Raw genomic sequence first — 22,236 nt, 5'->3', positions numbered from 1 at the left:
CGTTATAAACTAGATAAATATACTGAAATTAATATGAATTCCCCGATAATCATGGGACTAGAAATTATAACATGTAAGCGTACTACTCTGGTTTTCTTTTGATAAGAAACTGAAGATGGGTTAATAAATCGATCCAGAAATGTGTCATAGTTGACAAATATGGAGAAAAAAACATGAATTTCCTATAGATATTTTATTAGTTCTAAAACCAGAAGCCTAGATTAAAATACCAAATGCTTTTTTTAACTTCGGGAGACCAGCTGTATTTGGCTTCAATAGGACCAATAAATGTTTCTATGGAATAACCAAGTGCATAGCCCGTATAATTTGGTGAGGTAAACCATTCTCCAGAATCAAAAATGTTATCAGCCACATTAGCGAAATTACCAGATGCTATAATATGTTGTTTTTTAAACAATTCATAATCTAGAGTTACCGTTGTTTTAACGAAGCTATTTCCTGGAATTGACAAATAATCATAACCATAAAAAGAAGTAAAATTATTAATTAGATTATGGCCATATCCACCCAATACAAATTCTAAATAAGGTGAAGGATCTTCTCCTATTTTAAATCCACCTTGCATCGTAATATTAGTAGAAAATTTACCAAGACTTTTAGCATAACCCATTGTAGCTTTCCCAATTGAAAATTCTGAAAAATTATCATTATAGTCCGATGAATATAAATATAAATGAAAATCTCCATCAAAGAAAAATCCTTCATTTGGGAAATACTTATTATCGTAAGTATCTAATTTTAGTTTACCATAAACACTTAAATAGTCACTATTATCAAAGGTAGTTTCTTCAGTACTAGAACTCGTTAAAATAGTTTCAGAAATAGCTTTAAACCGCTTATGCTCGGCACCCAAGGCTAATGAGAAATCATTACCTAATAAAGTTTGCACGTAAAACTGATTGGTAAAATCTGAAACCTCGATATCCAATTTATTTACATTGATTGTCATTAAATCATCATCAGATAATAAGGAAGATGCTAGAACATTTTTTTTAAATTGATTATAGCGTGAGGTTAAACCCACACTCCAATAAAAACCTTTATCTATATAGTAATCAAAATTATATCGAATATTATCACCTAAAACAAAATCTAAAGAAGCCACATCATCGTTTAGCAACAAACGTTTTCGCGTTAAATTAAGCAAAACACCTGTTTTATATAAATCGTCATAATGCAAACCTACCTTGAAAAAGGTTCGTGTTTGCGTTTCTATGACGTTAACATCTAAATCGTACTCCTCTTCATTTCCTGTAGCTACCAATTGATGCATAACAGAATCAAAGTTATTAGTAGCTGCCAAATTATTAACACCTTCAATAAACGTGTTATATTCAATTTTTTTATCTGGTTTAATCTTCAATTTACCTAGAACAAAAGCGCGCGAATACTTTTCAATTCCCTTTATATTTATATTGTTTATACGAATACTATCACTTACATTTATTGGCGTAAACACTTTGGGTTTAACAATTTGCTGTCTTACAATACGCTCTAAAATTTCGGATTCTTTTTGTGCCGCCAAAACACCATTTGAAATAATTTTAGCACCTTCACCAAAAGAGACCACTGTATAGTCAGTAATATCAGGTTTTATGTAAACATCCGTTTTTTTAGACTTCCATATCATATCATTAATAGTTCGATAATTATTAATTTGAAGAATAATATCCGGCGCAGACTTCAAAGCTTCTCGCGTTGCTAAGCCATCTTGAACATCCACCCCAATAATAATATCCATGCCTTTTGCCTTCAGCTCGTCTATCGGATAATTATTTACCACACCACCATCAATTAAAATTTGATCATCAATAACAACTGGCTGAAATAGCGATGGAAATGCACCGCTAGCCAATGTAGATTGTGCCAAACTACCTTTATCTAAAATCACAGCTTTACCCGTTTCTACATCAGTGGCAACACAAAAAAATGGGATAGGTAGTTTACTGAAATCGTCCACATCACTTACGTGCAAAGTTAGTTTGGACAGCAAGCTTAACGTGTTTTGACCTCTAGATAAAGCTGAAGGTAATTTAAGTTTAAATTTATCGAAAGGTAAAATAACGGCATATCTTTCCGCATTATCACGCTCGTAAAATGTTTTGGCTGCACGTGGTAAATTGTCATTTACGATTTTATCAAAATCAACATCTCGAAAAATAGTATCAATCTGTTTTCCTGAATATCCTGCCGCATATAACGAACCAATAATGGCGCCCATACTAGTTCCTGCCACATAATCTATACGAATACCCAAACTGTCAATAACTTTGAGCACACCAATATGTGCCAAACCTTTAGCGCCACCACCACTTAAAACCAAACCGACTTTCACATCCATTTCAGAATCTTGGGTTTGTGAAAACCCAGTCATGAAGACAAAAAAACAAAAAACTAATATACGGTACTTCATAACTTGTGATAATAATTAAAAACTTTACTTGCTCGAGAAACCCCAACTACAGCTTCTAATTCTTGTTTGGTTGCTTCGGAAATACGTTTTGTACTTTTAAAATGCTTTAGTAAATCTACAATTGTTTTTTCGCCTATGCCTGGAATAGTTTCCAACTCCGTATTTAACGCCGTTTTACTACGTTTATTTCGGTGGTGTTCCAATCCAAAACGATGGGCTTCATTTCGTAATTGTTGAATTATTTTAAGTGTTTCACTTTTTTTATCTAAATATAAGGGAATTGGATCGTCTGGATAGAATAATTCCTCTAAACGTTTTGCAATTCCGATGATTGCAATTTTTCCTCGCAAATTTAAAGCGTCCAAACTTTTTAGTGATGATGATAATTGCCCTTTTCCTCCATCAATAATTACAAGCTGCGGCAAAGGCTGATCTTCATCCAATAAACGCTTGTAACGTCTGTAAACCACCTCTTCCATAGAAGCAAAATCATCGGGACCTACTACTGATTTTATATTGAAATGTCTATAATCTTTCTTACTAGGTTTTCCATTTTTAAAGACCACACAAGCTGCCACTGGATGCGTTCCTTGAATATTAGAGTTATCAAAACACTCAATGTGCCGCGGCTCTTTTGGCAGACGTAAATCAGTTTTCATTTGTGCCATGATCCTATTTACATGTCGGTCTGGATCTGTAATTTTCGCTTGCTTAAAGCGTTCCATTCTATAATATTTCGCATTGCGCAAAGACAGATCTAATATATGCTTTTTATCCCCCAATTGCGGAATGGTGATTTTTAAATCTTCTCCCAAATCGACTTCAAACGGAACATAGAGTTCTTTAGAATTAGAATTAAAACGTTGGCGAATTTCTGTAATGGCTAATTCCAACAATTCTTTATCGGGTTCATCCAATTTCTTTTTAATTTCTAATGTGTGCGAACGGATAATAGAGCCATAAGAAATTTGCAGAAAATTAATATAACCATATTCCTCATCGCTCATAATTGTAAACACATCTACATTGCTAATTTTCGGATTAACAATGGTGGATTTTGCTTGGTAATTTTCAAGCACATCAATTTTTTCTTTAATTTTTTGAGCTTCTTCAAACTGCATATTTGCAGCGAGCGCTTTCATTTGAGCTTTAAATTGAATCAAGGACGTTTTAAAATTACCTTTAAGAATTTCTTTAATTGCCATAATATTCTCCTGATATGCCACTTCACTCTCGAGACCTTCACAAGGCCCCTTGCAATTACCTAAATGATACTCTAAACAAACTTTATATTTACCGGTGTCTATTTTCTCTTCTGATAAGTCGTAATTACAAGTTCGTAATAGAAAAAGTCCACGAATTAGATCCAGTAACGTGGATACCGTTTTCATGCTTGTGTAGGGTCCAAAATACTCCGAGCCATCTTTTATAACGCGCCTAGTAGAAAATACGCGAGGAAATCGTTCTTTTTTAATACAAATCCAAGGGTAGGTTTTATCATCCTTTAATAACACATTATAACGTGGCCTATACTTTTTAATTAGATTGTTTTCAAGTAATAAAGCATCGGTTTCCGTGTTTACAACAATGTGTTTTATACTCACTATTTTTTTAACAAGTACGCGTGTCTTGCCACTATCATGAGTTTTTGTGAAATAGGAGCTAACTCGTTTTTTTAAATTTTTTGCTTTACCTACATATAAAATCTTACCTTCGCTATCATAATATTGATAAACACCAGGCTCATTTGGCAAGGTTTTTAATTGTATTTCTAAAGCAGTTTCTGGCATATCATCAAAGATACTTATTTCTAAAATTTTAAGTATATATTTAGTTGAACAAAAACCTGTTAATTTTTATAGTTAAATTGTTTCAAAAAAATAACTGATTAACTAACTTGCGCCACTTTTTTAAAAACTAGAACATGAAAAAACAACTCATAGGTAGGGTTGATAAAATAGACTTCCCTAAACTTAATTTATTTGAAATTGACGCTAAGATAGACTCGGGTGCATATACTTCTGCGATTCATTGTTCAGAAATAACGGAAGAAAACAGTACTTTACGCTGCAAGTTTTACAGCAAAGGACACCCTAATTTTAGTGGCAAGGAGGTTGTATTTTCGGAATACTCTCGAACGAATGTTAAAAGCAGTAATGGCTTTAAGGAAAACCGATTTAAAATAAAGTCTGAAGTCATATTCTTTGGCAAAACATATAAGATTAATCTAACTTTAAGCACACGTGATGATATGCGATTTCCCGTATTGATTGGCAGACAATTTTTAGCTAAAAAATTTCTAGTCGATGTGGACGTGCAAAACCTATCATTTAATAAAAAATAATTATGAACATAGTAATTCTATCCAGAAACCCCCATTTATATTCAACCAAACGTTTAGTTGAAGAAGCAGAAAAACGCAATCATAAAGTTGAAGTTATCGATCCGTTAAAATGCGACATCATCATAGAAAAAGAAAAACCTACCATTTATTATAAAGACCGTTATTTGGATTATGTAGATGCTGTTATTCCAAGAATTGGCGCATCTATTACTTTTTACGGCTGTGCGGTTGTAAGACAGTTTGAAATGATGGGTGCATTCTCAATCGTTTCTTCTGGCTCTATTTTACGATCTCGCGACAAACTAAAAAGCTTACAACTTTTAAGTAAAGCTGGAGTTGGTATGCCCAAAACAGTTTTCACCAATTATTCACGTGACGCAAAAGAAGTTCTTGCCCATGTTGGAGGTGCACCGGTAATTATTAAATTACTAGAAGGCACACAAGGTTTGGGTGTAGTTTTAGCAGAAACTAAAAACGCTGCCGAATCAGTTTTAGAAGCTTTTAATGGTTTAGAGGCGCGCGTAATTGTTCAAGAGTTTATTAAAGAAGCTAAAGGGGCCGATTTAAGGGCTTTAGTAGTGGACGGACAAGTGGTTGGTGCCATGAAACGCCAAGGTAAAGAAGGCGAATTTCGTTCTAATTTACATAGAGGAGGAACGGCAAACATTATCAAATTAAGCGAGGATGAACTTCGTTTAGCTATGGAATCTGCACGGGCTTTAAAATTACCTGTTTGCGGTGTAGACATGCTGCAATCATCTAGGGGTCCTTTATTATTAGAAGTAAATTCTACGCCAGGTCTTGAAGGTATTGAAGACGCTACAGGAAAAAATATTGCGAAATCTATTATTTCTTTTATTGAGCGAAATAGAAAATAAATATGTCGCAAAAAATCATCACTATTCTAGGAGAAAATATTGAGCCAGGCAAAAGCTATGAGCTTGATTTTGATGTTGCCAAATTACACACGGCCTCATCTATTGACGTTCCTATTATTATAGAACGCTCTAAAAAACCTGGACCAACTGTATTATTTACAGCGGGTATCCATGGCGATGAAGTGAATGGTGTTGAAATAGTCCGACAACTCATTGCCAAAGGTATCAATAAGCCTAAAAGCGGAACTGTAATCTGCATTCCTGTTATTAATATTTTTGGTTTTATAAACTTAAGTCGCGAGTTTCCGGATGGTCGCGATTTAAACCGGGTCTTTCCAGGCCTAAAAAACGGATCGCTTGCCAGTCGCGTTGCTTATAAATTGGTGAATGATGTACTTACTGAAGTAGATTTTGTCATAGATTTTCACACCGGTGGCTCCGGTCGATTTAATGCACCGCAAGTACGTATTGCTAAAAACAGTTCCAAGCTAGATGCTTTAGCAAAAACTTTTGGTGCACCATTTGTACTGTATGCCTCAAACCTAAAGAAATCCTTTAGAAGCACAGCTTATAAGGCGCATATTCCTATGTTGCTGTATGAAGGTGGAAAGTCCAATCATATTGATGATAATGTTACTAATACTGGTGTTAATGGAGCCAAACGTGTGTTGCATGGATTGGGTATGTTAAACTCTAAATTTAAGGTGAGTAAACCTAAAAAAGAATCTGTTTTTATTACAGCTAGTAAATGGCAACGCGCTAATTTTTCCGGTATGTTCAAAGCTTCGGTTGCCATAAGCACCAAAGTTGAAAATGATGATATTATTGGCAATATCACCGATCCTTACGGAAAGTTCAACCACTTTGTACGCGCCAATAGTTCGGGATATATTATTAATGTGAATGAATCGCCAATTGTTTATCAAGGTGATGCCTTGTTTCATATTACCTCGAAATTAAAAAACCAATAGTTATTTAGATTGTTGTATGACCAAGCAAGAATTACGGAAAATTTACAAGCAAAATCGACAGGAGCTTTCCAACGAGACGCTAGACGAATTAAGCCTGCAAATTGCTAATAAACTTTTAGAATTACCTATTTGGGATTCTTTATACTACCATATATTTCTCTCAATAACTGAACATAAAGAAATTAATACGGATTACATTTTAAGTATTCTCTCTGGGAAAGATAAGCACATCATTGTTTCCAAAACTGATTTTGAAACGAGAAGCATGGCTAATTTTTTGTTAACAGACGCCACAGTTATCAAGAAAAACGCCTATAATATTCCAGAACCAGTTGATGGCATTCCCATAGACAATAGTTTAATAGATGTGGTATTTATTCCCTTATTAGCTTTTGATAAGCTAGGGCATCGTGTTGGATACGGTAAAGGATTTTACGATACGTTTTTAAGTAAATGCAAACCTGAAACTATAAAAATAGGGTTGTCCTTTTTTGAAGCTGAAAACGAAATAAAAGGTATTTTTGATACAGATATCCCTTTAAATTATTGCGTTACTCCTAATAAAACGTATACATTTTAATTATCTAAACGTTTACATTTCTCTTTTTCAATAATAAATTAAATAGGATTAGTCTCGTTTTTTTACAAGAATCAGATTCCTAATTCACTATAATATTTTTGCTTTAAAATTTCACCAAAAACAATAAGAGTTAATCTGCAAACGCTCTTTTATTAAATACTATAAGTAAACCAAAACCTGTACTGATAGCCATATCGGCAATATTAAAAACAGGATCGAAAAAAGTGAAGTATGTCCCGCCATAAAATGGTAACCATTCTGGTAAATAGCCTTTCCATAATGGAAAATAGAGCATATCTACCACTTTTCCATGTAACAAACCATCATAACCTCCAGAAGCTGGCATAAAACTCGCTACCTGACCGAAGCTGTCATCAAATAGAACGCCATAAAAAACCGAATCGATGATATTCCCTAAAGCACCAGCAAAAATAAGTGCAACTGCCCATATTAGTATTTGCGAATTTTGCTTTCTAGTAGCATCATATAACCAATAACCAATCCCAAAAATTGCTACAATTCTAAAAACAGTGAGTGCTATTTTTGCCGTTCTGTCGGAAATAAAACTAACAAAATCGCTAATCTTGGTTCCCCAGGCCATGCCATCATTTTCTATAAAGTAAATTTTAAACCAATTAAAAACGGTAACATCTTCGCCTAGAATAAAATGGGTTTTTATATATATTTTACTCACCTGATCAACCAGTAAAATAAGTATTATAAAAAGAATGGATTTTTTTAAAGACATAGTGTTTCGATAAAATAGGACTGTTTTTTAGTAATTCAAATGTATTATTTCTATAAAATTAAAATACATTTTACATTAAAAATAAAAAGCAAAAGTAAGCATATTATCGGGTTCTTTTTACGCTAATATTTCCGTTTATAGAATTGAGCGTTATTTGGTTTCTACCTAATGGTATATTTGCTTTTTCTATCGTGCCGTTTTTAGTGTGAACATCTAATAAGCCCGCTAGTGTTTCTAATGATATATTACCATGCAAGGTATCTACCTGCAGATTTCCTTGGAATTTTTTTGCTAAAAAATGACCATTTAATAATTCGGCAGTTAGAAATTTATAGCTGCCATTTGCAAAAACTGATGCAATATCACTACTTATCAAGACATTTAAGTTCTCTGGAATTTCCAGAGTCAATTCGATCGATATTTTTTTATGAGCAGCTAATTTATCATCAGGTTTTATAAACATAGGTTGATAGGCGCTTCCTATAAATAGCGTATCATTGGAAATGTTTGTTTGTAAAACAATTTGTTCATTATTTTCGCCTTCAACCCGTAAATCCATAGAAATTGTTTGAATACGTTTTGTAGTAATTTTAATTTTAAACATCGTATTACCAGCAACATCAATCGTTGATATGCTTGAAACATCTAAAATTCGTTGCATACTTTTTTGAGCATAAATAGATGCCGAAAGTAGAAATAATAATAATAATAGTGTTACTGACGTTTTCATAAAAACAAAAACGCTCCAATGTAAAATTGAAGCGTTAATTTATTATTTAAAAATCTAAAATTTTATTGTTGCATATTTTTAGCTTCAATACTTAAAGTAGCATGAGGAACAAGCTTTAAACGCTCTTTAGCAATCAATTTACCTGTAACACGGCAAACGCCATAGGTTTTGCTTTCTATACGGATTAACGCATTTTTCAAATCGCGAATAAATTTTTCTTGACGAATTGCCAATTGCGAATTCGCTTCCTTGCTCATGGTTTCGCTTCCTTCTTCAAATGCTTTAAACGTTGGCGATGTATCATCGGTTCCGTTGTTTGAATTGTTCATATAAGCACTTTTAATAAGCTCTAAATCATGCTTTGCTTTTTCTATTTTTTCTTGAATAAGCACTTTAAATTCAGCTAAATCTTTATCTGAGTACCTAACATTGATATCTTCTCCCATGTTTCTAATATTTTTTAATGGACAGTTTAGTAATAATTGCATCAAACGCAATCTCTATACCATCTTCTATTTCATCTTTTATCTCCAACGCTTCGGTAAGCGTTTCGGCTTTAATATACGCTAGATTTTCATCTATAGCTTCCATAATTTCGGGATGCTTTTGAAGTGTGACACTTATTCTATCCGTGACTTCAAAACCAGAATCTTTACGTAGGTTTTGAATACGATTTACGAGCTCGCGAGCAATACCTTCATTACGTAATGCTTCAGAAATCGTAACATCTAAAGCAACAGTTAGCAAACCTTCATTTGCTACCAGCCAACCTTCAATATCTTGCGATGTGATTTCTACATCCGCGCGATCTAAAGTAATCTTTTTCCCGTTAATCTCAACATCAATTTCACCATTTTGCTCGATTTCTTTAATATGTGAAGCATCAAATCCTTGAATAGTATTTGCAATTAGCTTCATATCCTTTCCAAAACGTGGCCCAAGCGTTTTAAAGTTTGGTTTTATTTGCTTCACTAATATTTCAGAAGCATCTTCTAAAACCTCAATTTCTTTAATATTTACTTCATATTTAATAAGATCGGCAACGGCTAAAATCTCCTCTTTCTGCTGATTACTATCTACAGGAATCATAATTTTCTGTAATGGCTGACGTACTTTAATTTTTTCTTTAGCACGTAAGGATAAAACAAGTGATGAAATTGTTTGAGCCGCTTCCATTTTTCGCTCTAAAGATTTATCAACAAAACTGGCATCGAACACAGGAAAATTTGCTAAATGCACACTTTCAAAAGCTTCCTTTTTAGTTACTGCATTTAAATCCATATACAATCTATCCATAAAGAAAGGTGCAATGGGTGCTGCCAACTTGGAAATAGTAATCATACAGGTATAAAGCGTTTGGTAAGCCGAAATTTTATCGGTTTGATAATCCCCTTTCCAAAAACGTCTTCTACTTAAGCGGACATACCAGTTACTAACAAAATCTTGTGTGAAATCGGAAATAGCACGAGCTGCTCTTGTCGGTTCATACTCTTCGTAAAACGTATCTACTTTTTGAATCAACGTATGCAATTCCGAAAGAATCCAACGGTCTAATTCCGGTCGGTTTTCTAAAGGAACTTCAGCTTCTTCGTAAGTAAAATTATCTAAATTGGTATATAGACTAAAAAATGAATACGTATTGTAAAGTGTTCCGAAGAATTTACGCTTCACCTCTTCTATGCCTTCTAAATCGAACTTTAAGTTATCCCATGGATTTGCATTGGCAATCATGTACCAACGTGTCGCATCAGCGCCATAAGTTGATAAAGTTTCAAACGGATCGGCAGCATTGCCTAAACGTTTGGACATTTTCTGACCGTTTTTGTCTAGAACAAGTCCGTTGGATACAACGTTTTTATAAGCCACATCATCAAAAATCATGGTGGCAATAGCATGAAGTGTATAAAACCAACCTCTTGTTTGGTCGACACCTTCCGCAATAAAGTCAGCTTTTCTCCAAACAGTGTCTACTTTTTCCTTGTTTTCAAATGGATAGTGCCATTGTGCATAAGGCATAGAACCAGAATCGAACCAAACATCTATTAAATCAGCTTCGCGATTCATTGGTTTTCCTGATGGTGAAACCAGAACGATTTCATCCACTATATTTTTATGTAAATCGATTTTCGCATAGTTTTCATCGGAGTTATTACCGATTTCGAACTCTTCAAAAATATCTTTTTCAAGCACACCAGCTTCAACAGCTTTCGCCATTTCGCCTTTTAATTCTTCAACAGAACCGATACAGATTTCTTCCATCCCATCTTCCGTACGCCAGATTGGTAATGGAATCCCCCAATAACGAGAGCGTGATAAGTTCCAATCATTTGCATTGGCTAACCAGTTTCCAAAACGACCTGTTCCTGTCGATTTTGGCTTCCAATTGATCGTTTCATTCAGCTCATACATTCTGTCCTTAACATCGGTAACTTTAATAAACCAAGAATCTAATGGATAATATAGAATTGGTTTATCCGTACGCCAACAGTTTGGATAGCTGTGTTTATATTTTTCAACCTTAAAGGCTTTGTTTTCTTCCTTTAATTTAATGGCTAATTCCACGTCAATAGAACGCTCTGGTGCTTCACCATCTGGATAATATTCGTTTTTAACGTATTTACCAGCAAATTCTCCCATTTCTGGGCGAAATTTTCCTTGTAAATTAACCAAAGGTACTAAATTACCATTTTCGTCTTTTACCAACATTGGTGGAATTGGCGGCGTGGCCTGTTTAGCAACCAGCGCATCATCAGCTCCAAAAGTTGGTGCTGTATGAACAATTCCGGTACCATCTTCTGTGGTTACGAAATCGCCAGAAATAATTCTAAACGCGTTTTCAGGATTATCATTTGGCAATGCATAGGGCAATAATTGCTCATACGTAATGCCTACTAAATCCGTTCCTTTAAATTCTTTAACAACGAAATATGGAATTTTTTTATCTCCAGATTTGTAGTCTAATAATTCTGGTTTGGTGTCAACACGTTTGAATTTACCATCAAATTGATTATTGACTAATAGTTTTGCCAACACTACATTTATAGGCTCAAATGTGTATTGGTTATAAGTTTCTACTAATACATAGTCAATTTTTGGACCAACCGTTAAGGCTGTATTGCTTGGTAAGGTCCAAGGCGTCGTAGTCCAAGCAAGAAAGTATATATCACCTTCATTTTGTAAGAAATCTGGAAGTGATTTTTCATTTGCTTTAAACTGTGCAACCGCCGTGGTATCCGTAACATCTTGATACGTTCCTGGTTGGTTTAACTCATGGGAACTTAAACCTGTACCCGCTTTTGGCGAATATGGCTGAATAGTGTAACCTTTATAAATTAAGCTTTTATTGTAAATTTCCTTTAGTAACCACCAAACGGATTCCATGTATTTCGGATCGTAAGTAACATACGGATTATCCATATCCACCCAGTAGCCCATTTTTTCGGTAAGATCATTCCAAACGTCTGTATAACGCATAACTGCTTTACGGCAAGCTGCGTTGTAGTCCTCCACTGAAATGGTTTTACCAATATCTTCTTTGGTAATACCTAATTCCTTTTCAACACCCAATTCTATAGGTAAACCGTGTGTATCCCATCCAGCTTTACGCTTTACTTGATAGCCTTTCATGGTTTTATAACGTGGAAAAATATCTTTAATAGCACGTGCTAAAACGTGGTGTACACCTGGCAAACCGTTTGCGGACGGCGGGCCCTCAAAAAACACGAAAGGTTTTGCGCCTTCTCGCGAGGTGATACTTTTTTCAAATACGTTATTTTGTTTCCAATAATCAAGGATGTCACTTGCTACTTGTGGCAAGTCAAGTCCTTTGTATACAGTGAATTTATTACTCATAATATCATTCATTCGTTTCGACCCGCGAAATTAATGATTTTTAGATAAATACCTGTTGAATTTAAAGCGAAATAGAGAAGAAAATGATTAAAGTGCGATTATTGGAAAGATGAGTGCTCTAACGACAAACAACTTTAGACAATAAAACGGATGATTGAAGGCGGAATTGAAATAATAATATTTTGGAGAAAGAATTAAGACCGCTGCGCTTTTAGAACCAAGACTAAAAACCTGTAATATTGAAAACACAGATTTTAAAACAAACATACATTACATGAGGTCGCGAATTGCGACATCAAAGACTCATTGTAGATTAAACAATAAAATCAACCAAATCCTCAATTTTAGAAATCAGCTGAATTTTTATTTTCGTGTTTTTTAAAGAAATCTTATTGTATTTCGAAACAAAGATAGTTGAGAACCCGAGTTTTTCAGCTTCCACAATTCGTTGTTCTACGCGTTGAACAGGGCGAATTTCACCAGACAAACCAACTTCGGCTGCAAAGCAGTAATCTTTAGGCAAGGCTTCATCTTCATTAGATGATAAAATAGCGGCAACGACTGCCAAGTCCATAGCGGGATCGTCTACTGTTATGCCACCTGTAATATTTAAAAACACATCTTTAGCACCCAGACGAAAACCAGCACGTTTTTCTAAAACGGCTAATAACATGTTTAAGCGCTTGGCGTTAAAACCAGTGGCACTACGTTGTGGTGTTCCATAAACGGCGGTACTTACCAAAGCTTGAACTTCTATTAAAAGTGGACGCATACCTTCCAAAGTTGCAGCGATAGCATTACCTGATAATTCTTCGTCCTTTTGAGTAATCAATATTTCCGAAGGATTGGAAACTTCACGCAATCCAGAACCTTGCATTTCGTAAATCCCTAGTTCGTTGGTAGAACCAAACCGGTTTTTGTTGGCGCGCAAAATTCTGAAAACGTGATTCCGATCGCCTTCAAATTGCAAAACCGTATCCACCATATGTTCTAAAATTTTTGGTCCAGCAATATTACCATCTTTAGTAATGTGTCCGATTAAAATAACAGGCGTCGCTGTTTCTTTGGCGAATTTAATAAGTTCTGTTGTACATTCTTTTATTTGAGAAATACTTCCCGAAGAAGATTCGATATAATCGCTATGCAGAGTTTGAATAGAATCGACTACCACAATATCCGGCTCCAACTCTTCAATTTGCTTAAAAATATTTTGGGTTTTGGTTTCAGTTAAAATGTAGCAATTATTACTGCTTGGATTAATCCGTTCAGCACGCATTTTTATTTGTTTCTGGCTTTCTTCACCTGAAATATATAATGTTTTATATGGTAATTTCAACGCAATTTGTAGTAATAGCGTACTTTTCCCTATTCCTGGTTCTCCTCCCAAAAGCGTTAAAGATCCTGGAACGATTCCGCCACCCAAAACACGATTAAATTCCGCATCCTCGGTTTGCATACGAGCTTCTTGTGATACATCAATTTCATTAATCAACAATGGTCTGGATACACGTTTCGTGCTGGTAGAAGAAGGTGTTTTCCAATCGCTTTTTTCGGGTTTCTGAAGCACTTCTTCCGAAATAGTATTCCATTCTTTACATGATGTACATTGTCCTTGCCACTTGCTGTATTGCGAGCCACAATTCTGACAAAAAAAAGTTGTTTTTAATTTAGCCATGTTCTTCTCCTAACCTCTCCAAAGGAGATAAAATAATTATTTTTATTTAATTTACTTCTGTAATTAATAACCGAAATCGGCTTTTATAGCATCGGCACGACGTAACACCTCTTCTTTAGTAATTCCGCCAAATTCCTCCAAAACAAAAGCATTTTGATACGCTTTCATTGCTTTTTTAGGCGAACCTGTTTCTTCATAAAAACGAGCTATATAATAGTTCCCTAAAAGTGTATCTGGATATTGCTTACGCGCAATTTTTCCTAATTCTTCCAAATATTCAAATTTTTCAGATTTATTAATTGCGGCTTCAATTGCATTAAAATCGTTTATCAAAATGGGTTTATCAATATCAAACAAGGTTTTAATTGTTTCATATTTTTCCGATAAATATATTACTGGCGAACCTTCTAATTTTAAAATCGTATCCGTATATTCAGTTTTACTAATGGCTTGAAAAACAAAGAAAATATCTTCTAACGCATTTGGAATAGCATGTGCTGGTAGAGCGTAATGAGATGCTTTATCAAACATATCAAATTTGAATAATAAATTGTTGCTCTCTATCCCTGAAATCTTGGCATTTAAAGAAACGGCTTCTGATTTTAATCTATCAATATCATTTTCTGAAGTTGCTAAATAATAAAATATATAACTTTCTAATTTTGGTAATTTATCAACTAAATATCTTTGCATGTCTGGCGCTAAATCTGGACTAACAGCCACATAAGCTTGAAATAACGGCTTTTCTTTCAAAAGAAAATAATTAATAAAATTTGCAGTTCGATCATGACCTACGATAGCGCGAAAGTTAACCGTTCTATATGTTTTATTAATGTAGGGCAACAATTCCATACTTAAAAACTCATAAAAAGTAGCACCCGTATCCATTGGCAAGGAGTTTTGCTCCGAATAATACACATCTGCTGAACGACTTCCTACCTGGTTTATGCCAACCACAATACTTTCTGGCATATCTTCCCAATATGAATAGTAATCGACATTTCCGGCAACAACTTCAAACATATAATCGCCATCCAAGACAACAATTACAGGGTAAGACTTATCAGTATTCGTATCATAACCACGTGGCAATTGTATCTTTATTTCACGCGTTTCGCCTAATTTAGCCGATTCTAACGGGTGATAAATTACTTGTGAATATAGGATAGAAGCACTAAAAAACAGAACAAATAATAGGGCGGTTTTTTTCATTTTAATACTATAAATTATTTCTGGCAAGTTATGAAATTAAGCCTAAAGTTTAATAATAAAATGCAACAATGCTTTACTTAGAAATGATTTGTGAAGATTGCTTATTTCTATTAAATATAGGTAAGTAAACTAATGATAATCCACCAACAACAATAACAAGCAATGTTTGAGAAGTCCAAATAATCCAACCAAATCCAATACTTGGCGCTTCGGCAATAGCGAAGATAGAAAAGGCGGCATAAATAGCTACAGGATACGATCCAATACCTCCATTAGTGGCCGCAATACTAAAAGTTGCAGATATAAACCCAATTAAAACGGCGCCAAACGGAATACCATTTAAAGCATCTACAGCGAAAGTTGTTGTATAAAACATAAGCACATACATGGCCCAAATAAAAACAGTGTGGAATAAGAACGCCCATTTCTTCTTCATTTTAAAAATGGAAAAGGCACCTTCCGCTAATCCTCTTAAAAAATTTTTAATTTTTAATGCGAAACCATTAGTGCTTTTTCGAATATAAAAAATAATTACCGCTAAAAGCGATAAAGCTATTCCTAGATAAATTAAAAGATTTATAGGATTAAAGCGCTCCAGGAAAAAGGAGGAAATAAAATCGAACTGCAACACCAATGTAATAGCTATAATACTCATAAGCATTATAAAATCGGCAAAGCGCTCCGCAACAATGGAGCCAAAACCTTTTTCGAAAGGGACGCCCTCATAAGTTGTTAAAATGGATGCTCGCGCCACTTCACCAGCTCGTGGAATGGTATAATTAATAAGATATGCCGAAAAAACGGCCATCAGACTATTTCCTAATCTTACTTTATAACCCATTGGTTCCAATTGAAACAACCAACGGTAGGCGCGCGATACATGACTTAAAAATCCGAAAAACGTTCCTAGAATTACATAGAAATAATTAGCGTTTTTAAAATAGTCCAACAACTCTGCTAATGGCACTTTAGATAAAGAATAGCCTATTAAAAAAACTCCCAACAGAATTGGGAGTATAATTTTAAGATATTTCTTTACTGTTTTGTTCACTATTTATTGCAAAAGGTTATTGTCCTCGTTAGGAAAGACCAAAGATGGCTTAAAAACTTTCGCTTCTTCAAAATCCATAGTTGCATAAGTGATTAATATTAAAATATCGCCAGGCGATACTTTTCTTGCAGCCGCACCATTTAAGGTGATTTCGCCACTATTTCGTGGCCCAGGAATACAATAGGTTTCTAAACGTTCGCCATTATTGTTATTCACGATTTGTACTTTTTCACCTTGAATAATATTGGCAGCCTCCATCAAATCTTCATCAATAGTAATACTACCAATGTAGTGAAGTTCTGCACCCGTGCATTTTACGCGGTGAATTTTCGATTTAACAACTTGAATTTGCATATGGTAAAGATAATTAATTTAACGCGATATTATCTATTAGTCTAATATCATCTGCATAGACCGCTATAAAAGCTCTATACGTTTTGGTTTCTGATTTGCGGTTTACGGTTTTCAAAGTGTCTTCATCAGCGATGATAAAATATTCTAATTTTAATAAGTCGTGATTTCTAAACTCTTTTTCAACCCATTCTGTTACTGTTTTAGCACTTTTTGTGCCAAACTGTTTTTTGGCATCTTTTAGTGTTTTATAAATAAATGGCGCAGCTTCTTTATAATCCGATTTTAACCGTTCATTTCGGGAACTTAAGGCTAAACCATTTTCTTCTCTATGAATTGGACAGCCGTGAACAGTTAGCGGAAGTTTATGTTTTTCCACTAGTTTTTTAATAATAGCTAATTGCTGAAAATCCTTTTGTCCAAAATAAGCATGATCGGGCAATACGATTTCAAATAAACGCTTAACAATGGTTCCTACGCCATCAAAATGTCCTTGACGAAAACGTCCTTCCATTTCAAATTCCAAACCGTCAAAATTAAACTGTTCAGATTTGGCATTATCGCCGTATAAATCTGACACTTCCGGTGCGTAAATCACCAAATTACCAGAAAGCGTCTCTAAAAGTTCAGTATCTCGCTCTAAAGTTCGTGGATAATTTTTTAAATCGGTAGCATTATCAAACTGAGTTGGATTGACAAAAATACTCACTACAACATAATCATTATGCTGAAGCGCTTCCTTCACCAAAGACAGATGTCCTTGGTGTAACGCACCCATTGTTGGTACAAAACCAATGCTAAACCGCTTGTTTTTTAAGGGCTTCAGATAGTTTTGAATTTGCTTCTTTTCTGTAAAAATGTTCACCTATTGTTCTTTTAACGCGTGCAAACTTAATATTTTACAAGCAATCTGCATAAAATTTTGTACTTTTGCGTGTTTTTTATTTCGAATTTTCAAAACCTATTTAACATTATGAAAGATAAGAGGATATTATATGTCTCATCTGAAGTTGTTCCGTATTTACCAGAAACAGAAATTTCATCCATGTCATTTGAAACACCTAGAATGGTGAATCAATTGGGTGGACAAATTCGAATTTTCATGCCACGATACGGCAACATTAATGAGCGCAGACACCAATTGCACGAGGTTATTAGGCTATCTGGAATCAATTTAGTTATTAATGATTTGGATATGCCACTCATTATTAAAGTTGCTTCTATACCAAAAGAACGCATTCAAGTTTATTTTATAGACAATGACGAATACTTTAAACGTAAAGCTACACTAACAGACGAGGATGGAAATTTATTCCCAGATAATGACGAACGCGCTATTTTCTTTGCAAAAGGTGTGATTGAAACTGTTAAAAAATTAAACTGGGCGCCAGATATTATCCATGTCCACGGGTGGCTAGCAGCTCTATTACCGCTTTATTTGAAAGAATTTTATAAAGATGAGCCATTATTCAACGAAAGTAAAATAGTTACCTCTGTATACAATCAAAGCTTTGAAGGCACGTTAAATGAAGACATGTTAAACAAAATAAAATTTGATAACATTGACGAAGACGCGATTAAAATATTGGAAAAACCAACATATAACAACATGATGAAGGTTGCCATCAATTATTCGGATGCCTTAATTATTGGTTCAGAAGATCTTCCAGAAGATTTAACAAAACATTTAAAAGATTCTAAAAAACCTGTTTTAGATTACAAGGCCAAAGATGAGTTTAGTGAAGCGTACGCAGATTTTTACAATAATCAGGTATTGAGCTAAATTTTTGGAGTTAAATAATAACTATGAAAAAAACAATGAAACTTTATAATTCCTTAGCATTAGTAGGCTGTTTACTATTAACAGTTGTTGCCTGCGAAAAAGATTTCTCATCGATAGAAAGTGAAATAGAAGGGATAAAAAACTTTACAACAGACGGTAAAGTTTTCTCTGCTGTTATGTACGACCAAAAGCTGGAGCCAGTTCAAACCAATGCTTTATCATCCAATTTACTCGGAATTTACAATGATAAAATTTATGGGAAAACTACAGCAAGTGTTGTTATACAAGCTATACCTACTATTTTCGACTTCAATTTTGGTGACGACCCACGTGTGGAATCCGTTTACCTAACTATTCCTTATTACTCGAAAGTGGATGCCACGGATACCGACGGGAACAAAACATATAAACTAGATTCTACCTACGGTTCTAATCAAAACATTAAACTTAGTATTTACCAAAACACCTATTTTTTACGTGATTTTGATCCCGGTAGTAATAATGTTGATTCACAGAAATTCTATTCGAATTCTAATCAGACTATAAATTTCGATAATTATCTTGGAGAATTACTTTTTGATGAACCTGCATTCAAGCCAAGCAATTTAGGCATACCTGTAGAAGAAATTAATGAAGAAACCGGCCTTTTAGAAGAAGTGAGAAGAATGACACCTAGTCTTCATGTCGAATTAGAAAATAATAATGAATTTTGGGATAATTTATTTTTCTTTGGAACCGCCAATCCAGGATCCCAGCCGCAGTTAAGTAACGTTAATAATTTTAAAAATTATTTTAGAGGTTTATATTTTAAGGCTGCAGATGCTAGTACAGAAGGAAACATGACCATGTTAGACTTCTCTAAAGGAACCATCCTTATCAATTACAGTTCGAAAACTGGTACCGAAGATGATGGCAATGGAAACCCTGTTGATATACGTGATGATAGAAAAATTACTTTAGCCCTTTCTGGAAATCGGGTTAATATCTTTGAAAACTCTAATGATGTTGAAACATTAATTAATAATGCTACGTCCAATACCGATTTGGTAGACGGTGATAATAAAGTATTTTTAAAAGGAGGTGAAGGTAGTTTTGCAATAATTGATTTATTTACAGGAAACATGCAAGATGATACCGGTAATACTATTTCAACTATAGACTATATTAAAAGTAAAAAAGGAAAATGGCTTATTAATGAAGCCAGTTTAACTGTTTTTGTAGATCAAAGTGAAGTCAATAATTCAGGTCAAGAACCAGAACGCGTGGTACTTTATGATTTAAAAAATAACACACCAATCATAGATTACTTTTTAGATCCTATAGCAAATACTACAAATCCATTATTGTCCAAAACCAATTACGCCAACAGATTAAAGCGTGATGATAATGATAAAGGACTATATTATAAATTCCGATTAACGGAACATATAAACAATATTATATTACGTGACTCTACTAACTTACAATTAGGTATTTACGTAACTACCAATATTAATGTAACTGCTAATGCAGGTTTGCTTAATGTATTAGATAAAAAAGTACCAAATGGTGCTGTTTTATCACCAAGAGGAACCGTTTTACACGGTAGTAATCCTAGTGTACCAAACACTAAAAAGATGAAATTTGAAATTTTTTATACAGAACCTAATAATTAAAAAGTATGTGTGGTATAGTAGGATATATAGGCCATCGTGAAGCCTACCCAATTGTAATACAAGGTCTTCAACGTTTAGAATACCGAGGTTATGACAGTGCTGGAGTTGCTATTTATGATGGTGTTGATTTAAAAGTATGCAAGACTAAAGGGAAAGTAGCCGATTTAGAAGCACGTGTTGCACAGGATATTACCACTAATGGTAATATTGCTATTGGACATACACGTTGGGCTACACACGGTGTACCTAATGATATTAATGCACATCCGCACCTCTCCAATTCTGGTGATTTAGTAATAATTCATAACGGAATTATTGAAAACTACGACTCCCTTCGCAAAGAATTAACCACTAGAGGCTACACCTTTGAATCAGATACGGATACAGAAGTTTTAATTAACCTAATCGAAGACGTTAAATTAAATGAAAACGTTAAGCTAGGAAAAGCAGTTCAAATTGCTTTAAACCAAGTTATTGGTGCTTATGCTATTGCCGTTTTTGATAAAAACAAGCCAGACGAAATTGTAATTGCACGTTTAGGAAGTCCGCTTGCAGTTGGTATTGGTGATAATGAATTTTTTATAGCAAGTGATGCATCTCCATTTATTGAGTACACCAAAAATGCGGTGTATTTAGAAGATGAAGAAATGGCTGTAATCCGATTAGGGAAACCTATGAAAGTTAGAAAAATAAAAGATGATTCATTAGTAGTGCCTTATGTTCAGGAATTACAAATGAATTTAGAGCAGATTGAAAAAGGTGGTTACCCACATTTCATGCTCAAAGAGATATTTGAACAACCAAGTGCAATTAAAGATACCTACAGAGGTCGATTATTAGCCAAGGAAGGTATTATTCGCATGGCTGGAATTGATGATAATATTGAACGATTTCTTAATGCCAAACGCATTATTATTGTGGCTTGTGGAACTTCATGGCATGCTGGTTTAGTAGCCGAATATATTTTCGAAGATTTAGCTCGTATCCCTGTAGAAGTGGAGTATGCTTCGGAATTCAGATACCGAAACCCAATTATTTCCGATAAAGATGTCGTTATAGCTATTTCGCAATCTGGTGAAACTGCAGATACTTTAGCTGCTATTAAGTTAGCCAAATCTCGAGGTGCCTTTGTTTTTGGAGTTTGTAATGTTGTAGGCTCGTCCATTGCACGCGAAACTCATGCAGGTGCTTATACCCATGCTGGCCCAGAGATTGGGGTTGCTTCAACCAAAGCATTTACGACTCAAATTACAGTTCTTACGTTGATTGCCTTGAAATTGGCTAAAAACAATGGATCTATGTCCAATTCAGATTTTCACCATCATCTTCAAGAATTAGAATTAATTCCAGAAAAAGTAGAAAAAGCTTTACAGTCCGATCCGCATATTCAAGCTGTTGCTGAAATATATAAAAATGCTAAAAACTGTTTATATTTAGGAAGAGGTTACAACTTCCCAGTAGCTTTAGAAGGTGCTTTAAAACTTAAAGAAATTTCTTATATCCACGCAGAAGGTTATCCGGCCGCCGAAATGAAACACGGTCCTATTGCTTTAATTGATGAACAAATGCCTGTAATTGTTATTGCTACTAAAAAAGGCCATTACGAAAAGGTAGTGAGTAATATAGAAGAGATTAAAGCTAGAAAAGGAAAAATTATTGGTATAGTCACCGAAGGCGACACCAACGTGAAACAATTAGCGGATCACGTAATTGAAGTTCCTGAAACACTAGAATCACTTTCTCCTTTGCTAACAACTATTCCTTTACAGTTGTTATCTTATCATATAGCTGTTATGCTGGGAAGAAATGTGGATCAACCGCGCAATTTAGCGAAGTCCGTTACCGTAGAATAGGATTACATTAATCAACTATATTTTTATAGAGAATTCCATAGTGCATGTTGCGCTATGGAATTTTTTATTATGCACGCATAATTTTTTGAAATTTTTTATTAAGTTTTGTTATATTTCTC

General features: G+C 34.4%; 18 protein-coding genes. 7 read left to right on the top strand and 11 right to left on the bottom strand.

What is annotated here, in order from left to right:
* Positions 1 to 202: 202 nt before the first annotated feature.
* Together BZARG_RS14075 and uvrC are read right to left on the bottom strand one after the other, a co-directional pair.
* Positions 203 to 2,395, bottom strand: a complete 2,193-nt coding sequence (locus BZARG_RS14075) for a patatin-like phospholipase family protein (protein ID WP_008639716.1) — start codon at positions 2,393 to 2,395, stop codon at positions 203 to 205.
* Positions 2,396 to 2,430: 35 nt separating this feature from the next.
* Positions 2,431 to 4,224, bottom strand: a complete 1,794-nt coding sequence (uvrC, locus tag BZARG_RS14070) for an excinuclease ABC subunit UvrC (protein WP_008639667.1) — start codon at positions 4,222 to 4,224, stop codon at positions 2,431 to 2,433.
* A gap of 134 nt (positions 4,225 to 4,358) precedes the next feature.
* Between uvrC and BZARG_RS14065 the strand changes: the two genes are divergently transcribed.
* From BZARG_RS14065 to BZARG_RS14050, 4 genes are read left to right on the top strand one after another with little or no spacing between them, the layout of a single operon-like run.
* On the top strand, positions 4,359 to 4,778 hold the full coding sequence (locus BZARG_RS14065) for an ATP-dependent zinc protease family protein (protein ID WP_008639721.1): 420 nt from the start codon (positions 4,359 to 4,361) through the stop codon (positions 4,776 to 4,778).
* A 2-nt stretch (positions 4,779 to 4,780) separates the two neighbouring features.
* Positions 4,781 to 5,656, top strand: a complete 876-nt coding sequence (gene rimK, locus BZARG_RS14060) for a 30S ribosomal protein S6--L-glutamate ligase (RefSeq protein WP_008639425.1) — start codon at positions 4,781 to 4,783, stop codon at positions 5,654 to 5,656.
* A 2-nt stretch (positions 5,657 to 5,658) separates the two neighbouring features.
* The gene (locus tag BZARG_RS14055) at positions 5,659 to 6,627 is read left to right on the top strand and encodes a succinylglutamate desuccinylase/aspartoacylase family protein (protein WP_008639499.1); all 969 of its coding nucleotides are present in this window, start codon (positions 5,659 to 5,661) and stop codon (positions 6,625 to 6,627) included.
* Between the two features lie 16 nt (positions 6,628 to 6,643).
* Positions 6,644 to 7,207: a 5-formyltetrahydrofolate cyclo-ligase gene (locus BZARG_RS14050; RefSeq protein WP_008639758.1), complete on the top strand. Its 564-nt coding sequence runs from the start codon at positions 6,644 to 6,646 to the stop codon at positions 7,205 to 7,207.
* Between the two features lie 130 nt (positions 7,208 to 7,337).
* Here BZARG_RS14050 and BZARG_RS14045 read toward each other — a convergent pair whose 3' ends face one another.
* The 9 genes from BZARG_RS14045 to panC all read right to left on the bottom strand — a co-directional run bounded on the left by BZARG_RS14045 (position 7,338) and on the right by panC (position 17,691).
* On the bottom strand, positions 7,338 to 7,955 hold the full coding sequence (locus tag BZARG_RS14045) for a lipoprotein signal peptidase (RefSeq protein ID WP_008639765.1): 618 nt from the start codon (positions 7,953 to 7,955) through the stop codon (positions 7,338 to 7,340).
* Positions 7,956 to 8,058: 103 nt separating this feature from the next.
* Positions 8,059 to 8,685, bottom strand: coding sequence for a DUF4097 family beta strand repeat-containing protein (locus BZARG_RS14040; protein ID WP_008639548.1), 627 nt, complete (start codon positions 8,683 to 8,685; stop codon positions 8,059 to 8,061).
* A gap of 62 nt (positions 8,686 to 8,747) precedes the next feature.
* Positions 8,748 to 9,131: a TraR/DksA family transcriptional regulator gene (locus tag BZARG_RS14035; RefSeq protein WP_008639594.1), complete on the bottom strand. Its 384-nt coding sequence runs from the start codon at positions 9,129 to 9,131 to the stop codon at positions 8,748 to 8,750.
* A gap of 4 nt (positions 9,132 to 9,135) precedes the next feature.
* Positions 9,136 to 12,537: an isoleucine--tRNA ligase gene (gene ileS / locus BZARG_RS14030; protein WP_008639515.1), complete on the bottom strand. Its 3,402-nt coding sequence runs from the start codon at positions 12,535 to 12,537 to the stop codon at positions 9,136 to 9,138.
* A 313-nt stretch (positions 12,538 to 12,850) separates the two neighbouring features.
* The gene (gene radA, locus BZARG_RS14025) at positions 12,851 to 14,212 is read right to left on the bottom strand and encodes a DNA repair protein RadA (RefSeq protein WP_008639821.1); all 1,362 of its coding nucleotides are present in this window, start codon (positions 14,210 to 14,212) and stop codon (positions 12,851 to 12,853) included.
* 63 nt (positions 14,213 to 14,275) lie between these two features.
* Entirely contained in the window at positions 14,276 to 15,424 is a 1,149-nt protein-coding gene (locus tag BZARG_RS14020) for an alpha/beta hydrolase (protein WP_040288895.1), read from the bottom strand.
* Between the two features lie 73 nt (positions 15,425 to 15,497).
* Positions 15,498 to 16,475 carry a lysylphosphatidylglycerol synthase transmembrane domain-containing protein gene (locus BZARG_RS14015; protein ID WP_008639445.1) on the bottom strand — a complete coding sequence of 326 codons (978 nt, stop codon included), beginning with the start codon at positions 16,473 to 16,475 and terminating at the stop codon, positions 15,498 to 15,500.
* Positions 16,476 to 16,478: 3 nt separating this feature from the next.
* Positions 16,479 to 16,829 (bottom strand): aspartate 1-decarboxylase, encoded by a 351-nt coding sequence (gene panD, locus BZARG_RS14010; protein ID WP_008639790.1) that lies wholly within the window; start codon positions 16,827 to 16,829, stop codon positions 16,479 to 16,481.
* A gap of 13 nt (positions 16,830 to 16,842) precedes the next feature.
* A complete protein-coding gene (panC, locus tag BZARG_RS14005) occupies positions 16,843 to 17,691 on the bottom strand; it encodes a pantoate--beta-alanine ligase (protein WP_008639525.1) in 849 nt (282 codons plus the stop codon).
* Positions 17,692 to 17,799: 108 nt separating this feature from the next.
* Between panC and BZARG_RS14000 the strand changes: the two genes are divergently transcribed.
* From BZARG_RS14000 to glmS, 3 genes are read left to right on the top strand one after another with little or no spacing between them, the layout of a single operon-like run.
* The gene (locus BZARG_RS14000) at positions 17,800 to 18,609 is read left to right on the top strand and encodes a glycogen/starch synthase (RefSeq protein ID WP_008639720.1); all 810 of its coding nucleotides are present in this window, start codon (positions 17,800 to 17,802) and stop codon (positions 18,607 to 18,609) included.
* A gap of 23 nt (positions 18,610 to 18,632) precedes the next feature.
* Positions 18,633 to 20,264 carry a DUF4270 domain-containing protein gene (locus BZARG_RS13995; protein WP_008639641.1) on the top strand — a complete coding sequence of 544 codons (1,632 nt, stop codon included), beginning with the start codon at positions 18,633 to 18,635 and terminating at the stop codon, positions 20,262 to 20,264.
* Between the two features lie 5 nt (positions 20,265 to 20,269).
* Positions 20,270 to 22,117, top strand: a complete 1,848-nt coding sequence (gene glmS, locus BZARG_RS13990; protein ID WP_008639637.1) for a glutamine--fructose-6-phosphate transaminase (isomerizing) — start codon at positions 20,270 to 20,272, stop codon at positions 22,115 to 22,117.
* Positions 22,118 to 22,236 lie beyond the last annotated feature (119 nt).

It is taken from the genome of Bizionia argentinensis JUB59, from assembly GCF_000224335.1.
GTDB lineage: Bacteria > Bacteroidota > Bacteroidia > Flavobacteriales > Flavobacteriaceae > Algorimicrobium > Algorimicrobium argentinense.
This window is presented reverse-complemented; position numbering and strand designations above follow the sequence as displayed.

Bases quoted from the DNA above. Each gene is read 5' to 3' on its own strand.
- BZARG_RS14075 (WP_008639716.1), bottom strand. From the start codon at position 2,395: ATGACTGGGTTTTCACAAACCCAAGATTCTGAAATGGATGTGAAAGTC.
- uvrC (WP_008639667.1), bottom strand. From the start codon at position 4,224: ATGCCAGAAACTGCTTTAGAAATACAATTAAAAACCTTGCCAAATGAG.
- BZARG_RS14065 (WP_008639721.1), top strand. From the start codon at position 4,359: ATGAAAAAACAACTCATAGGTAGGGTTGATAAAATAGACTTCCCTAAA.
- rimK (WP_008639425.1), top strand. From the start codon at position 4,781: ATGAACATAGTAATTCTATCCAGAAACCCCCATTTATATTCAACCAAA.
- BZARG_RS14055 (WP_008639499.1), top strand. From the start codon at position 5,659: ATGTCGCAAAAAATCATCACTATTCTAGGAGAAAATATTGAGCCAGGC.
- BZARG_RS14050 (WP_008639758.1), top strand. From the start codon at position 6,644: ATGACCAAGCAAGAATTACGGAAAATTTACAAGCAAAATCGACAGGAG.
- BZARG_RS14045 (WP_008639765.1), bottom strand. From the start codon at position 7,955: ATGTCTTTAAAAAAATCCATTCTTTTTATAATACTTATTTTACTGGTT.
- BZARG_RS14040 (WP_008639548.1), bottom strand. From the start codon at position 8,685: ATGAAAACGTCAGTAACACTATTATTATTATTATTTCTACTTTCGGCA.
- BZARG_RS14035 (WP_008639594.1), bottom strand. From the start codon at position 9,131: ATGGGAGAAGATATCAATGTTAGGTACTCAGATAAAGATTTAGCTGAA.
- ileS (WP_008639515.1), bottom strand. From the start codon at position 12,537: ATGAGTAATAAATTCACTGTATACAAAGGACTTGACTTGCCACAAGTA.
- radA (WP_008639821.1), bottom strand. From the start codon at position 14,212: ATGGCTAAATTAAAAACAACTTTTTTTTGTCAGAATTGTGGCTCGCAA.
- BZARG_RS14020 (WP_040288895.1), bottom strand. From the start codon at position 15,424: ATGAAAAAAACCGCCCTATTATTTGTTCTGTTTTTTAGTGCTTCTATC.
- panD (WP_008639790.1), bottom strand. From the start codon at position 16,829: ATGCAAATTCAAGTTGTTAAATCGAAAATTCACCGCGTAAAATGCACG.
- BZARG_RS14000 (WP_008639720.1), top strand. From the start codon at position 17,800: ATGAAAGATAAGAGGATATTATATGTCTCATCTGAAGTTGTTCCGTAT.
- BZARG_RS13995 (WP_008639641.1), top strand. From the start codon at position 18,633: ATGAAAAAAACAATGAAACTTTATAATTCCTTAGCATTAGTAGGCTGT.
- glmS (WP_008639637.1), top strand. From the start codon at position 20,270: ATGTGTGGTATAGTAGGATATATAGGCCATCGTGAAGCCTACCCAATT.